Source organism: Nocardia sp. NPDC051833 (assembly GCF_040681225.1).
Classification (GTDB): Bacteria; Actinomycetota; Actinomycetes; order Mycobacteriales; family Mycobacteriaceae; genus Nocardia.
In genome coordinates this window covers 947,547-961,421 of record NZ_JBFAYK010000002.1, presented here as the reverse complement: position 1 = coordinate 961,421, position 13,875 = coordinate 947,547, and the positions used below count along the sequence as shown (strand labels likewise).

The window sequence follows — 13,875 nt, the reverse complement described above, 5'->3', positions numbered from 1 at the left end:
CGGCGACTGATGTGGCTGCGATCACGATGCGCTATAACGCCAGTTGATCTATAACGACACCATAACGAATGCGGAAATTCCGAGGGTCGACCGGGGGGAATCCCCAGGACGCAAGATCATTGCCGAACCACGGCTTCCCAGGGACACTGATTCAGTGGACGCTAACGGAGTTCGGGCTATCACCGCGCTCGCTGACCCCACCCGGCGCGTGATCTTCGAGGCGTTGCCGTCGGGGCCACGGTCGGTCGCCGACCTCGCCGCGTCCGCCGGAATCACCAGCTCGGCGGCCTCCCAGCACCTGCGCGTCCTGCGTGAAGCGCACCTGGTGAGCATGCGCCGCGACGGCAACCGGCACCTCTACTCCCTGGACCCGCGGGGTCTCAGCGACGCCCGCGACTACCTCGAGCAGTTCTGGCCCAGCGCGCTGGCCGCGCACGCCGCCGCCCTGCGTGCGGCCGCGGAGCCCGGTCAGCCCACCCGGCGGTAACGCAACCGGGTCGATTCCGCCCAGTCCTGCTTGTCCAGCTGCGCGTCGACCGCGGCGACCACCTCGGGCACGCCGATCCGCAGCAGCCCCGGGTCGGGGACCCGGCCCTCGGGGTCGCCCACCTGGCCCGCCCACAGCACCGCGTGCCTGCCGAGCAGGTGGGCGGGCGGTCCACCGCGACGCGGCGGGGTCGGGCCGAACAGCAGCACCGTGCGGGTGCCGAACGCGGTCGCCAGGTGCGCGACACCGGTGTCGCCGCTGATCACGAGGGCGGCCTCGGCGACCGTGGCCGCCAGATCGGTGAGGTTCTGCCTGCCCGCCAGCACGCGATCGTCGGGCAGCCCGGCCTGGACGGCGACCTGGACCGCGATCTCGCGTTCGAACGGGTCGCCGGTCAGGACGACGTCGCGGCCGAGCACCAGCAGATGCCGGACCACCGCCGCGAACCGTTCCGGCGGCCAGCGGCGCGCGGGCGCGCCGGCGCCGACATGCACGACGACACAGTCGCGGCGGCTGATCGAGGCCACCGGCGGCACCAGCCCGAGATTGCGGCGATCAGCCGCGATGCCCTCGGCTTCCAGCAGCAGGCACCACCGATCCACGACGTGGGCCTCCGGGTCCCAGCGGGGACCGGCGGGCTTGGGGGAGGCCGGGGACCGGTGACCGATGATCCGCGCGGCGCCGGTGTCGGCGAGCGCCCGCGCGCTGGCGCCGTCGGCGCCGTGCAGGTTCACCGCCAGCTCGGGCGCCGGTCCGTCCCAGATCAAGGCGGCCGGATCGGCGGTGGGCACCAGTTCGTCGACCGAGGAGATCAGGTCGACGATCCGCTCCAATCGATGCGGCGCCGCCAGCACGATCTTGCTGCGAGGTTCGGCCCGACGCAGAGCACGCAGAGCCGGGACCGCGGCGAGCACATCACCGAGGCCCCGAGCTTGCAGCACGAGTACAACCGACACCTTCTTGACCTACCCGGGTCCTGTGTGGACCAAACGTTCGCGCATGCAACGACGTGTCGGTCGTCACGCGGGGTGGTCTCGGCCCAGGTCCCAGCACGGCGGGTGATCGCGACACGATCACGGCTCCAGCTAATGTCGGGAAAACGAGAGCGACCGGGCATAACATCTCGTCATGACGACAAATACCGTGCTGGAGAGTCCCTTTGCGGCTCTTGCCAAGAAAACCTGGCAAACAATTCTGGTCACCGGCCTCCTCGCGGTGGTCCTCGGCATCATCGTGCTGGTGTGGCCCGGTCCGTCACTGCTCGTGGCGGGCATTCTGTTCGGTATCTACATGGTTGTCAGCGGCATCTTCCAGTTGATCGCCGCCTTCACCCATCTGCCCAGCACCAGTTTCCGGGTGCTCTCCTTCATCAGTGGCGTGCTGTCGCTGATCATCGGCATCTTCTGCTTCCGCGACGATCTGACCTCGATCTTCCTGCTGGGGTTGTGGATCGGCATCAGCTGGCTGTTCCGTGGCGTCGCGGTGCTGTTCGCCGCGATGTCGGACAAGGGCGTGCCGGGGCGCGGCTGGCAGATCTTCTACGGCATCATCAGCGCCATCGCGGGCATCATCCTGATCGTGTGGCCGATCGAGTCGCTGGCGACCCTGACCCTGGTGGTCGGCATCTTCCTGATCGTCATCGGCATCATGGAGATCATCACCGCCTTCGGCGTGCGCAAGGATTCGAAGGTTCTGGAGGAACAGGGGCTGTAATACACACGGGGAAAAGTTCGTCGGGAAACGGCCGGTGCCTTCGGGCGCCGGCCGCTTTCGTGTGAACTACGCTCGCCATTCATGGAATTCGTTTACAACCTGGTGGTTGTCACCCATCTGCTCGGCATGGCGGCCGTGGTCGGCGGCTTCGCGGCGTCCCGGCCGGTCGTCTCGGAGCTGATGGTGTGGGGCGCGCGCGCCCAGCTCATCACCGGCCTGGTCCTGGCGGGTCTGGCCTCGGCCGTCGACTCGCTGGGCAAGGACCCGGACACGACCAAGCTGGCCGTGAAGCTGGCCATCTCGGTCGCCGTCGTCGCGCTCGCCGAGATCGGCCGCGCCGACGCCAAGCGCGGCAAGCAGGTCGACTGGATGACCGATGCCGCCGGTGGCCTCGCCATCGTCAACGTGCTCGTCGCCGCCCTCTGGACCTGAGTCCCGGACGCCGCTGCGGCGGTACCGTCGCGGGATGGAATTTCTCGGGATCCATCATGTCGCGATCATCGCGACCGACTACCACCGCTCGAAGCGCTTCTACACCGAAACCCTCGGCGGGACGGTGCTCGCCGAGAATTACCGGGCCGACCGGGATTCCTGGAAGCTCGATGTCGCGCTGCCGGGCGGCTGCCGGATCGAGTTGTTCTCGTTTCCCGATCCGCCCGCGCGCCCGAGCAGGCCCGAGGCGGCGGGGCTGCGTCATCTCGCCTTCGTGGTCGCCGATGTGCCCGCCGCTCTCGACGCCCTGCGTGAACGCGGCGTCCGCACCGAGGAATTGCGCACCGACGAATACACCGGCAAGCACATGGCCTTCTTCTTCGATCCCGACGATCTGCCGCTCGAACTGTACGAGGCCTAGTCGGCGGCGCGCGCCCGCCGCGTCAATTCGACCGTCGCCGAGCGCAGTTCGCCGATCTCCGACAGCGGCGCGGCGTACCCGACCCGGGTGCGCGCGACGCCGCGCGGCGTCTCGACCCGCAGGTCCAGGCCGTAGCGATCCGCGCGCTCGCAGGCGGCGGCGGTCGCGTCGGGGAAGCCGCCGAGCCGGGTGGCCATGGCCAGCAGGGCGTCGGCGTGGTCGGCGTTGAGGTGGGCGATGCCGGGGGCGGCCAGCGGCACGATCGGATCGGCCTGTGCGGCCAGGTACTCCTGCGCCGACGCGGAGTCCATTCGGCCGTATCCGCCGACCCAGCGCACCCGCTGCACGCGCAGCACCCAGAGGGTGAAATCGCTGTAGTCGATGTAGTACTTCGCGGCCGGGATGGCGGCCAGGTGGGCGGCGCGGGCGGCCTCGGCCTCGGCGCCCTCCGGTCGTTCCACCACGCCGGCCAGGGTGATCCGAGTGCCCGCCAGCGGATCGGCCGGGATGTCCGGGGTCACGATGGCGATGCTGGCGCGCGGGTCGGCGGCCAGGTTGCGGCCGTGTTCGGCCAGTCGCGAGACGCTCAGGACGGGCGCGCCGTCGAGCAGTCCGTAGGTGATGAACGACGCCCACGGCGCGCCGTCGGCGGTGAGACTGGCCAGGGTGCCGGTATTGGTGGCCGCCGCGATGGTTCTGGCCTCCTCGGCCGCCGAGGGGCGGGCCTCGTTGGCCAGGGGAGCGGTCGGCAGCGGGATGGAGGGTGCGTCGCCGGGGTCGCCGTGGTCGAGAGTCATGGCCACAGCGTATCCACCCGCGCCGCTCTGCGGGGCGTGCTCGTCAGCCAGCTGTGCAGCGCCTCGTACACCGCGTCATGGTTGAGCAGGCTGAAGTGGTTGGCCGCGGGCACATGCAGGCCGTTGACCCCGTCGAAGCCGATCCTGCGGGTCCGGCCGCGGCCAGACCCGCTGCCGGTGAGCACGAGCCCGTCGCCGATGACCCGTCCCAGCGGGTGCTGGGGGCTGCGGGTGACGGTCGCGGTGACGAAGTAGTGTTCGACGCCCGCGATCAACGGCACCTCGCGGACCGCCCGCGCGCGCAGCGCGTCGGTGTCGAGGTCGCGCCAGTCCTCGTCGACGAGCGAACCCTGGCGCAGGTCGCGGATTCCCGCGCTGCGCCTGCGTAGGAGCTTGCCCAGCGGACGGGTCTCCGGCAGCAGGTCGAACGCCGCCGCGGCATAGTGCGCCAGCTGCTCCAGCGGGGCGCCCAGATGCGGGGAACCGAGGCAGACCACCTGCCGGACCGCGCGCACCCAGGCTTCGTCCGCCGCGTCGGCCAGGTGGCAGGCCCCGCGCGCGACCAGCCCGCCCATCGAATGACCGAGCAGGCAGATCTCGTGCACCGGCAGCGGCCAGGCCGCGACCAGCCGGGCCAGCAGCGCGCTGAGCTGGGCGGCGTTCTCGGAGATGTGCAGGCCGGTGTTGTAGCGCACCAGGATCGGGGTGTAGCCGAGGTCGTCCTCGAGCCGGTCACCGTAGGTGGGGCGGCCGCCGAGCCGCCAGGCGTGCTCGGTCTCCACGAGGCCGTGCAGCTGCACGACCAGCCGGGTCGTCGGTACGGCGACGTGGGCGGCCAGCTGTTCCGGCGGGACCGGCGCGCCGTCGACGCGGAAGGTCATGGGGGAGGCCAGGATCGGCGCCTCGTCCTCGAGGGTGTCCCCGATCAGGCCCTGGAGGGCGGCCAGGACGCCCGCGCCCCAGACGGTCCGCGAGGGTGCGGTGACGCCGGGCACCTGGACCGCGCTCGCCACCTCGCCGACCACGAATCCCGTCCCGCCGACCACCGCGTAGACGCCGTCGGTGATCGCGTCGTGCACCACCTTCACCGGATCCGCGGCGGGACCGACCCCGAGCCGCACCGCCGCGAACACGCGGTCGGAGATGGCGCGGTGGATGGCCGCGATGCCGTCGACGGCACCGACGAATTCGTCGCCGGCCAGACGCGTGAGCGCCTGTACCTCGGCCTGGGGTTGGGGGAGCTGCTCGGTCACGGGATTGAGAGTACAACTGTGCACTGAAATATGCCGCGCGTGGGGCCGATTCGGGAGGAACGCCAGTAGCCGGGGCCTGCCGTGCTCACTTGTCACAATCGGCATGCTGATACGTCGATATGCGCATCAAAACATCTGTTTGGGAAAGCGATACCGCTGAAAGAAGAGCAAGGACGGCGGGGAGGGGTCCCGCCGTCCTCGCGACGGGTCAGCTCACGGTCGATGCATGATCGCGTACCAGAGCGCGCCCATCGTGCCGAGCACGAAAAGCGGTGAGATGACCCAGGTCTCGACCCGGTTCCCGGTCCGCTCGATCAGCGGCACCCGGGTCCGCAGCGGGAACGGCCACAGCAGGCGGCAGCCCCGGTCGGTGAGGCAGTCACCGAGCAGATGCGCGAGGCAGCCGAGGCCGACGCAGATCGGCAGCCAGGCCGGCCGGTCGACGATCCAGTGGTCCACCGCGAAGGTGCCCGCCGTGGCCAGCACGATCACGGTGCCGTAGGTCCGCACGCTCTTCCCCGGCGGGCACAGGTGCAGCGACCGCACCGCCAGCGCGAGCAGGAAGAACACCAGGCCCAGCGTGAACGGCCTGCCTAGATAGTGCTCGCCCGCCCAGGTGGCGGCGACCGCGACGACGACGAACAGCAGCGAGTGGGTACCGTGCCGGTGCCCACCGGAGAGCCAGGAGATCAAGCGGCACAGGTGATGTGACACCGGGCCGAGTACATGCGAGATGGTTCCGCTCGGATGATCCGCGTCCGGCAGCAGCGCGGCACCCGCGGTCAGCAGGGTGCCCATGATCAGTTCGGCGATCCCGAATCGTGTTGTGTCGCTGTCGAAGAGGGGGAAAGCGGCGACCGTGAGCGGGAGCGCCGCGGCGGTTCCCGCCCAGGCCAGCGCCCCACTGGTCGCGTGTGAATGTCCAAGCACTCCGCAACGTTAGTCGAGGTCACCATCTCGGCGCATATGCCGAGGACGGGCGGGAATGCGGGGCGCGCCAGGATGGTTGGGGCAGGGGACCGCAGTGACGAAAGGACGACGATGAGCGCATTCAACGACCAGGTGATCGCCGAATTCCGGGCGAACGGCGGCCGGGTCGGTGGCATGTTCGAGGGCCGCGACAACATGGTGATCATCACCACCACCGGCGCGAAGTCGGGCCGCGCGATCACCAATCCGCTGGTGTTCCTGCCCGACGGCGACCGCGTCGTGCTGATCGCCTCCAACGGCGGCGCCGACAAGCACCCCGCCTGGTACCACAACCTGGTCGCGAATCCGGAGCTGACCGTCGAGCTGCCCACCGAAACCTTCACGGGTAAGGCCGAACTCGTCGACGACCCGGAGCGCACCGCGCTGTTCGACCGGATGGTCGAGATCATGCCGGGGTTCGCCGAGTACCGCGAGCAGACCAGCCGGGTGATCCCGGTGTTCACGGTGTCGCGCGTGAGTTAGGCGCGGGCTCGAGCCGAATCCTTGCCCGGGCGGGTGAGCTGCTGGTTTCATCGGCTCCGTGACCGAAACCACCGACGCGCCCCGCATCGTCCACGCCTCCCGCGAGATCGCGGCGAGCGCCGCCGCCCTCTTCGAACTGATCGCCGACCCCGCCCAGCAACCGCGCTGGGACGGCAACGACAATCTCGCCGAAGCCGCGGCGGGACAGCGGGTCACGGCCGTCGGCGACGTGTTCACCACGACGCTGACCAACGGCGCCGACCGCGACAACCACATCGTCGAGTTCGAAGAGGGCCGCCGCATCGCGTGGAACCCCTCCGAGCGCGGTAAGACCCCGCCCGGGCACCTGTGGCGCTGGGAGCTGGAGCCGATCGACGAGACCACCACCCGGGTGACCCACACCTACGACTGGACGCGGCTGCACGACGAACTGCGTGAGGTCAGGGCCAAGGCCACCACCTCGGACAAGCTGCTGGCGTCGGTGGACCGGCTGGCCGAGGTCGCCGAGACGGCCTGATCCCGCAACAGAACACCCCGCGACCCGAGCGGGTCGCGGGGTGTTCTGCCGGAAGCGATCAGGCCAGGTCGAACCGGTCCAGGTTGCTCACCTTGGTCCACGCGGCGACGAAGTCGCGCACGAACTTCTCCTTCGCGTCGTCGGTCGCGTAGGCCTCGGCCACGGCGCGCAGCTGCGAGTTCGAGCCGAACACCAGGTCGACGCGGCTACCGGTCCAGCGGACCGCGCCGGTCGCGCTGTCCTTGCCCTCGTAGACGTTGTCGTCGGACGCCGACGGCGCCCACTCGGTGCCCATGTCGAGCAGGTTGACGAAGTAGTCGTTGGTCAACGTGCCCGGCGCCGCGGTCAGCACGCCGACCGGGGACTGCTGGTAGTTCGCGCCGATCACGCGCAGACCACCGATCAGCACCGTCATCTCCGGCGCGCTCAGGGTGAGCAGGTTCGCCTTGTCGACGAGCAGGTACTCGGCCGGGATGCGGGCATCCTTGGCCAGGTAGTTGCGGAAACCGTCGGCCTTGGGCTCGAGCGCCGAGAAGGACTCGACGTCGGTCTGCTCCTGGGTGGCATCGGTGCGGCCCGGCGTGAACGGCACCGTCACGTCGTAGCCCGCGGCCTGCGCGGCTTGTTCGACGCCGACCGCGCCGCCGAGGACGACCAGATCCGCGAACGACACCTGGGCGCCGCCAGTGGCGTTGAACGTCTCCCGGATGCCCTCGAGGGTCCGCACGACCTGCGCGAGCTCGTCGGGCTGGTTGACCTCCCAGCCCGCCTGCGGCTGCAGCCGCAGGCGACCGCCGTTGGCGCCACCGCGCTTGTCGCTGCCACGGAACGACGAGGCCGCCGCCCAGGTCGTCGACACCAGCTGCGCGACCGTGAGCCCCGAGGCCTGGATCTGGCTCTTGAGGGTCGCGATCTCGGTGTCACCGATCAGCGCGCCCGTGTGCTCGGGCACCGGGTCCTGCCACAGCAGTTCCTCGGACGGGACGAGCGGGCCGAGGTAGCGCACGACCGGACCCATGTCGCGGTGGGTGAGCTTGTACCAGGCGCGCGCGAACGCGTCGGTGAGCTCGGCCGGGTTCGCCAGCCAGCGGCGGGTGATCTGCTCGTAGATCGGGTCGAACCGCAACGACAGGTCGGTCGTCAGCATGACCGGGGTGCGCTTCTTGGTGGCGTCGAACGGGTCGGGCACGGTACCGGCGCCGGCGCCGTCCTTCGGGATCCACTGGTGGGCACCCGCCGGGCTCTTGCTGAGCTCCCACTCGTAGCCGTAGAGGGTCTCCAGGAAGTTGTTGTCCCAGGTGATCGGGGTGCTGTTCCAGATGCCTTCCAGGCCACTGGTGATCGCGTCGGCGCCGACGCCGGTGCCGAAGCTGCTCTTCCAGCCCAGGCCCTGCTGTTCGAGCGGGGCGGCCTCGGGCTCCGGTCCGACCAGGTCGGCGTCGCCGGCGCCGTGGGTCTTGCCGAAGGTGTGCCCGCCGACGATCAGCGCGGCGGTCTCCTCGTCGTTCATCGCCATCCGGGCGAAGGTCTCGCGGATGTCGATCGCGGCCTTGATCGGGTCCGGATTGCCGTTGGGGCCTTCCGGATTCACGTAGATCAGGCCCATCTGGACCGCGGCGAGCGGGCGCTCCAGGTTGCGCTCGCCGGTGTAGCGCTCGTCGCCGAGCCAGGTGCTCTCCGGACCCCAGTAGACGTCTTCCTCCGGCTCCCACGCGTCGACGCGACCGCCGCCGAAACCGAAGGTGGGGAAGCCCATCGACTCGAGCGCGACATTGCCCGCGTAGACGATGAGGTCGGCCCAGGACAGCTTCTTGCCGTACTTCTTCTTGACCGGCCACAGCAGGCGGCGGGCCTTGTCCAGGCTGGCGTTGTCGGGCCAGCTGTTGAGCGGGGCGAAGCGCTGCATGCCCGAACCGGCGCCGCCGCGGCCGTCGCCGACGCGGTAGGTGCCCGCCGAGTGCCACGCCATCCGGATGAAGAACGGGCCGTAGTGGCCGAAGTCGGCGGGCCACCAGGGCTGCGAGGTCGTCATGACCTGCTCGATGTCCTGCTTCACCGCGGCCAGGTCGAGGGTGGCGAACTCGGCCGCGTAGTCGAAGTCGGCGTCCATCGGGTTCGCCACCGGCGGATTCTTCTGCAGGATCGTGAGATTGAGCTGGTGCGGCCACCAGTCACGGTTGCTGCCACGGGCGTCGGCGGAGGCGAACGGTCGGGCCGATGTCACGGGGCAGCCATTGTCACCGGGTTCCGTGTTGGCTTCCGCGATAGGTGGATGTTCCTCGGGCACGGTGAATCCTTTCAGGAGAGTGATGGTGATGTCGTGCAGTCGGGGCAGCGGCCCCAGTAGATGACCTCGGCTTCGTCGACGACGAAACCGGTGTCATCGATAGCGGTCAGACAGGGCGCATCGCCGACTGCGCAGTCGACATCGACAATCACGCCACAGGATCGGCACACCAGGTGATGATGGTTGTCGCCGACCCGGGTCTCGTACCGGGCGACGGTGCCCATGGGCTGGATCCGCCGGAGCAGACCCGCGGTGGTCAAGGCGCGCAGGACGTCGTAGACGGCCTGGTGACTCACCGCGCCGAGGGTGTCCCTGACCCGGCTCAGAATGGTGTCGGTATCGGCGTGCGGATGCTGGTGCACGGCGGTGAGCACCGCCAGACGCGGTGCCGTGACGCGCAGGGAAGCCGCGCGGAGCATGCGCTCGAAGTCCGATGTGGTGGACACATTCCAGATTATTACTCGTTCCAGATGGCAGCGGAAGCATTTCCGGCCAAGTGGCCCGGACCACATCTGTGCGCCGCGGGATCGGGCGCGCGCGGCACTGGAGGCCGTCGTCGGTGGCTCTCGATCGAACACCGCGGTTCGGTGGGGGGATAGCTGAGCGGCAGCTACCGGCTGCGGCGGTCCCGGGAGAGCGGCCGGGACCGCCCCCCGGTGGACCTGTTCGCTAGGTGGTCACCGGGGTGCGGGTGGCGCGTTCGATGAGGTACTCGACCAGGTGGGTCAGCACCGCCTTGGCCGAGGGCCGGTCACGGGCGTCGCAGAGCACCACGGGGGTGTTCGGATCGAGGTCGAGGGCGTCGCGCACCTCGTCGACGGTGTAGCGCGGGGCGCCCTCGAAGCAGTTCACCGCGATCAGGAACGGCAGGCCACGCCGCTCGAAGAAGTCGACGGCCGCGAACGAATTGCTCAGCCTGCGGGTGTCGGCGAGCACGATCGCGCCGAGCGCGCCGCGACACAGCTCGTCCCAGAGGAACCAGAACCGGTCCTGGCCGGGGGTGCCGAACAGGTACAGCACGAGGTCGCGGTCGATGGTGATGCGGCCGAAGTCCAGCGCGACCGTGGTCGTCGACTTCTGCTCCACCCCCGACAGGTCGTCGACGCCGGTGCTGACCTCGGTGATCAGCTCCTCGGTGCGCAACGGCGCGATCTCGCTGATCGAGGAGACCATCGTGGTCTTGCCGACGCCGAAGCCGCCGGCGATGAGGATCTTCACCGAGGCGGCCAGATGCTGCCCGCCCGGTGCCGTGGGGTCAAAGTTTTCGGATGCCATCCAGAACCGCTCGCAATACGTTGAGGTCTCCGGCGCCGGCCTCGGCCGCCACCGGAGCCCGGAAGATGAGGTGGCCCTCGCCGATGAGATCACCGACGAGGATCTTGGTCACCGCCAGAGGAAGTTTCAGCACGGCCGAGACCTCGGCCACCGTCTGCGCGCGCTTGCACAACCGTGCGATCGTCGCGTATTCGGGTTCCGGGCGCCGCAGGGTGGGGGCGGGATGCACCGCCACCACCACCGTGAGCATGTCCAGGTCGTGCGCCGCACCCATGGTGCGGCCGCGGGTCACCGCGTACGGGCGGACCAGGGGTCCGGCCGCGTCGTCGAACCACGGATCGCCGAGTCGAGTCATGGTGCTGCTTCCTATAGCTCCGCCAGTCCGTGCCGCGGTTCGGTCGACAGGTAGCTGCCGACCCGCTGCACGGTGAGGTTCATTTCGTAGGCGACCATGCCGAGGTTCGCCGATTCGTTCGCCTGCAGCGCCAGGCACGCGTTGTCGCCCGCGGAGGTGACGAACAGGACGGCGCGGTCGAGCTCGATCACCGCTTGGCGCACGCCACCGCCGTCGAATCGGCTGCCCGCGCTGCGCGCGAGCCCGTAGAGGGTCGACGACATCGCGGCGAAGTGTTCGGCGTCCTCGCGCTTCATCTGCGAGGAGCGACCGAGCAGCAGCCCGTCGGTGGACAGCACGACCGCGTAGCGGACCCCCGCCAGCCGGTCGACGAGATCGTCGAGCAGCCAGTTGAGATCACCTGGGTGGGAAGAGTTCACCTCAGCCTTCCTGTTCGTCCTTGTTCGAAGGGGACAGTGGTTTGCGACCCTGCCGGGTGCCGTTCTCGATCGCGGACATGATGTCGCGCGCCTGTTCGGCCGAGCGGGGCCGCTCCGGCGCGCGCGGCGGCTCGGTCGCCGCCGGCTCCTCGGTGAGCTCGGGCGCCAGGTTGGTCTGCCGCTGGCGCCGCGGCAGCGCCGGTCGCGCGTCGGCGTCGTGCGTCTCCACCGGCGGCAGCTCCGGCTCGGTCGCCACCGGAAGCGGCGGCGCGGGCGGTTCGGCGACCAGCGTGGCCACCGCACTCGGCGCCGGAGCCGACTCGATCGCGGCGATCGGGGTGGGCTCGGGGGCGGGCGCGGGCAGCCCGCGACGCAGCGGACCGGTGGTGACGGGCGGCATCATCGAGGTGTCGGTGTCGCCGGCCAGCAGCGACAGCGGGATGAGCACGATCGCGCGGATGCCGCCGTAGTCGGACTCGCTGAGCCGCACCGAGACCCCGTGCGAGGTCGACAACCGGGCGACCACGAACAGACCCAGCCGCGAATCCGAGGACAGCGTGCCGACACCGAAGTCCGGCGGATCGGCCAGCATGTCGTTGTAGCGGGCCAGGTCCTCGGGGCTCATACCCATGCCCTGGTCGGTGATCTCGATGACCACGCCCTTGCCGACGATGTTGCCGCCCGCCTCGACCCGCGACTGCGGCGGGGAGAACGCGGTCGCGTTGTCGACGAGCTCGGCGAGCAGGTGCACGAGGTCGGCCACGACGGTGCCGACGACCTCGACCTCGGGCAGCTTGGTGACGCGCACCCGCGCGTAGTCGAGCGTCTCGCCGATGGCGCTGCGCACGACATCCATCACCGGAACCGGCTTGCGCCACTGACGTCCGGGCCTGCCACCGCCCAGGATGATCAGGTTCTCGGCGTTGCGGCGCTCGCGGGTGGCCAGGTGGTCGAGCCGGAACAGGGTCTCCAGCAGCGCCGGATCCTCCTGGCGGCGTTCGGCTTCGTCGAGGATCTCGAGCTGGCGGTGGACCACGATCTGGCTGCGGTGGGCGATGTTGAGGAACACCGCGCGCACTCCCTCCCTGGTGCGGGCCTCGTCGACGGCGGCGCGCAGCGCGGCCGAGGCGGCGTGCTCGAAGGCCTGGGCGACCTCACCGATCTCGTCCTTGCCGAAGTCCAGGGTGGGAGAGGTCTGCACGGCGTCGATGTCGCCGCCCTCGCGCAGTGCGCGCATGGTGGCGGGCAGCTGCTCGTCGGCGAGGGCCAGGGTTTCGGTGCGCAGCCTGCGCAGGCGGCGGATGATCCGGTTGGCCAGGATCACCGCGATCAGGAACACCAGCACACTGAGCGCGACCACGCCGCCGCCGGCGATGGCCGCGGTGACCTCGGCGCGCTGCGCGGTGTCCTCGGCGAGCTTCTGGACGTACCGGTTGTGCGTGCCGTACGTATCGAGCAGCGCCCGGTTCACGTCGGCCGCCGCGGTCTGCCATTCGGTCATGTTCACCTGCGGCGCCGTGGTGGAGACCGGCTTGGCCGAGGTGCCGGTGCCGCTCGGCGTCGTGAACCGCTGGGTGAGCGCGGATTCCAGCGCGGTGAGCTGCAGCCACTGCGGCGAGGCCATCAGCGCGGTGATCGGGGCGCCCCTGGTGTCGTCGAGTTCGGCGGCGAGATTGGCGACTTCGACGTGGTAGAAGCCGCTGAGGCGGATGAAGTCCTCGACCGGGATGGTGGTCGGGCCGCCCGCGGTGGCGATGTGCATGGCCAGAGCGGTACTGCGCGACATCGCCTCGGCGGCGTTGAGCATGCGGAAGCCCTCGGCGACGCCGGAGGCGACGGTGGCGTCCGGAGCGGCGCGCTCGGCGACCTTGGTGCCCTCGGTGAAGACGTCGAGCAGGCGGTTGTAGAACATGAACGCGTCGGAGGCGGGCAGCACGCCCGCGTCGGCGCCACCGCGCACACCGGCCAGATGCGTACCGAGCGTGGTGAATCCGCCCTTGTCGTCGCCGATGTTGGAATCGTCGACCGCGCGGATGCCCGCCGAGACCTCGATCAGGCCGCGGAAGGCGGCGTCGAGCCGGGCGCGAGCGGGCGCGAGCGCGAGCTGGGCGGTCTCGTCACCGGCCAGGTGGGCCAGGGTGAGCTGGCGTTCGGACTGCACGGCCTCGATCAGTTCGCGCGTGTAGGGAACCGCCGCCTGCATCTCGGAGGCCCAGGTCTCGGCCTTGTTGCTCTCGTCGACCAGGTAGCCCGCCGTTCCGACGCCGACCACCACCAGCGTGAGACTGGGGATGAGAGCGATCGCCAGAATCCGGGTTCGAACACCGAGTCTCGCTAAGAACATCGCTATAACGTAACGGAATCGTTGCAGTCTTGACCTGCATGTCTCGCTGAGCGAGACGTGATTTGGTTTGCGCCGGAACGTGTTTGCTATGTGCGGACCGGCACGGGAGACGGCGAGCTCACC

General features: G+C 69.8%; 16 protein-coding genes. 6 read left to right on the top strand and 10 right to left on the bottom strand.

Annotated elements, in window-relative coordinates:
* Positions 1-154 precede the first annotated feature (154 nt).
* Positions 155-487, top strand: a complete 333-nt coding sequence (locus tag AB0L91_RS22650) for a metalloregulator ArsR/SmtB family transcription factor (protein ID WP_365012904.1) — start codon at positions 155-157, stop codon at positions 485-487.
* Here the strand turns inward: AB0L91_RS22650 and AB0L91_RS22645 are convergent.
* Positions 469-1,443 (bottom strand): glycosyltransferase family 9 protein, encoded by a 975-nt coding sequence (locus AB0L91_RS22645; RefSeq protein WP_355280270.1) that lies wholly within the window; start codon positions 1,441-1,443, stop codon positions 469-471. The genes AB0L91_RS22650 and AB0L91_RS22645 overlap by 19 nt on opposite strands.
* Positions 1,444-1,615: 172 nt before the next feature.
* Here AB0L91_RS22645 and AB0L91_RS22640 point away from each other — a divergent pair, with 172 nt between their 5' ends.
* The 3 genes from AB0L91_RS22640 (at position 1,616) to AB0L91_RS22630 (ending at position 3,053) form a co-directional block, all read left to right on the top strand.
* Positions 1,616-2,200 carry an HdeD family acid-resistance protein gene (locus tag AB0L91_RS22640; protein ID WP_365012901.1) on the top strand — a complete coding sequence of 195 codons (585 nt, stop codon included), beginning with the start codon at positions 1,616-1,618 and terminating at the stop codon, positions 2,198-2,200.
* Positions 2,201-2,281: 81 nt separating this feature from the next.
* The gene (locus AB0L91_RS22635) at positions 2,282-2,632 is read left to right on the top strand and encodes a hypothetical protein (protein WP_355280274.1); all 351 of its coding nucleotides are present in this window, start codon (positions 2,282-2,284) and stop codon (positions 2,630-2,632) included.
* 34 nt (positions 2,633-2,666) lie between these two features.
* Positions 2,667-3,053 carry a VOC family protein gene (locus tag AB0L91_RS22630; protein WP_365012898.1) on the top strand — a complete coding sequence of 129 codons (387 nt, stop codon included), beginning with the start codon at positions 2,667-2,669 and terminating at the stop codon, positions 3,051-3,053.
* Here the strand turns inward: AB0L91_RS22630 and AB0L91_RS22625 are convergent.
* From AB0L91_RS22625 to AB0L91_RS22615, 3 genes are all read right to left on the bottom strand, one after another.
* Positions 3,050-3,850: a DUF2470 domain-containing protein gene (locus AB0L91_RS22625; RefSeq protein ID WP_357350257.1), complete on the bottom strand. Its 801-nt coding sequence runs from the start codon at positions 3,848-3,850 to the stop codon at positions 3,050-3,052. The two genes, AB0L91_RS22630 and AB0L91_RS22625, sit on opposite strands and share 4 nt — an antisense overlap.
* Complete coding sequence (locus AB0L91_RS22620) at positions 3,847-5,103, bottom strand: alpha/beta hydrolase (RefSeq protein ID WP_365012896.1); 1,257 nt, start codon at positions 5,101-5,103, stop codon at positions 3,847-3,849. Before AB0L91_RS22620 ends, AB0L91_RS22625 begins: the two co-directional genes overlap by 4 nt.
* Positions 5,104-5,316: 213 nt before the next feature.
* Entirely contained in the window at positions 5,317-6,033 is a 717-nt protein-coding gene (locus AB0L91_RS22615; RefSeq protein WP_355280280.1) for a metal-dependent hydrolase, read from the bottom strand.
* 111 nt (positions 6,034-6,144) lie between these two features.
* Here AB0L91_RS22615 and AB0L91_RS22610 point away from each other — a divergent pair, with 111 nt between their 5' ends.
* Positions 6,145-6,555: a nitroreductase family deazaflavin-dependent oxidoreductase gene (locus tag AB0L91_RS22610; protein ID WP_355280281.1), complete on the top strand. Its 411-nt coding sequence runs from the start codon at positions 6,145-6,147 to the stop codon at positions 6,553-6,555.
* Positions 6,556-6,613: 58 nt separating this feature from the next.
* Entirely contained in the window at positions 6,614-7,072 is a 459-nt protein-coding gene (locus AB0L91_RS22605; protein ID WP_355280283.1) for an SRPBCC family protein, read from the top strand.
* A 58-nt stretch (positions 7,073-7,130) separates the two neighbouring features.
* Here the strand turns inward: AB0L91_RS22605 and katG are convergent, their stop codons facing one another.
* From katG to AB0L91_RS22575, 6 genes are all read right to left on the bottom strand, one after another.
* A complete protein-coding gene (katG, locus tag AB0L91_RS22600; protein ID WP_355280284.1) occupies positions 7,131-9,359 on the bottom strand; it encodes a catalase/peroxidase HPI in 2,229 nt (742 codons plus the stop codon).
* An 11-nt stretch (positions 9,360-9,370) separates the two neighbouring features.
* Positions 9,371-9,805 (bottom strand): Fur family transcriptional regulator, encoded by a 435-nt coding sequence (locus AB0L91_RS22595; RefSeq protein WP_355280285.1) that lies wholly within the window; start codon positions 9,803-9,805, stop codon positions 9,371-9,373.
* 223 nt (positions 9,806-10,028) lie between these two features.
* Positions 10,029-10,634 carry an ATP/GTP-binding protein gene (locus AB0L91_RS22590; RefSeq protein WP_218722350.1) on the bottom strand — a complete coding sequence of 202 codons (606 nt, stop codon included), beginning with the start codon at positions 10,632-10,634 and terminating at the stop codon, positions 10,029-10,031.
* Positions 10,615-10,989, bottom strand: a complete 375-nt coding sequence (locus tag AB0L91_RS22585) for a DUF742 domain-containing protein (protein WP_357350251.1) — start codon at positions 10,987-10,989, stop codon at positions 10,615-10,617. Before AB0L91_RS22585 ends, AB0L91_RS22590 begins: the two co-directional genes overlap by 20 nt.
* An 11-nt stretch (positions 10,990-11,000) precedes the next feature.
* On the bottom strand, positions 11,001-11,408 hold the full coding sequence (locus tag AB0L91_RS22580; protein ID WP_019047390.1) for a roadblock/LC7 domain-containing protein: 408 nt from the start codon (positions 11,406-11,408) through the stop codon (positions 11,001-11,003).
* Between the two features lies 1 nt (position 11,409).
* On the bottom strand, positions 11,410-13,752 hold the full coding sequence (locus tag AB0L91_RS22575) for a nitrate- and nitrite sensing domain-containing protein (RefSeq protein ID WP_365012890.1): 2,343 nt from the start codon (positions 13,750-13,752) through the stop codon (positions 11,410-11,412).
* Positions 13,753-13,875: the final 123 nt, after the last annotated feature.

Bases quoted from the DNA above. Each gene is read 5' to 3' on its own strand.
- AB0L91_RS22640 (WP_365012901.1), top strand. From the start codon at position 1,616: ATGACGACAAATACCGTGCTGGAGAGTCCCTTTGCGGCTCTTGCCAAG.
- AB0L91_RS22635 (WP_355280274.1), top strand. From the start codon at position 2,282: ATGGAATTCGTTTACAACCTGGTGGTTGTCACCCATCTGCTCGGCATG.
- AB0L91_RS22630 (WP_365012898.1), top strand. From the start codon at position 2,667: ATGGAATTTCTCGGGATCCATCATGTCGCGATCATCGCGACCGACTAC.
- AB0L91_RS22625 (WP_357350257.1), bottom strand. From the start codon at position 3,850: ATGACTCTCGACCACGGCGACCCCGGCGACGCACCCTCCATCCCGCTG.
- AB0L91_RS22610 (WP_355280281.1), top strand. From the start codon at position 6,145: ATGAGCGCATTCAACGACCAGGTGATCGCCGAATTCCGGGCGAACGGC.
- AB0L91_RS22590 (WP_218722350.1), bottom strand. From the start codon at position 10,634: ATGGCATCCGAAAACTTTGACCCCACGGCACCGGGCGGGCAGCATCTG.
- AB0L91_RS22585 (WP_357350251.1), bottom strand. From the start codon at position 10,989: ATGACTCGACTCGGCGATCCGTGGTTCGACGACGCGGCCGGACCCCTG.
- AB0L91_RS22575 (WP_365012890.1), bottom strand. From the start codon at position 13,752: ATGTTCTTAGCGAGACTCGGTGTTCGAACCCGGATTCTGGCGATCGCT.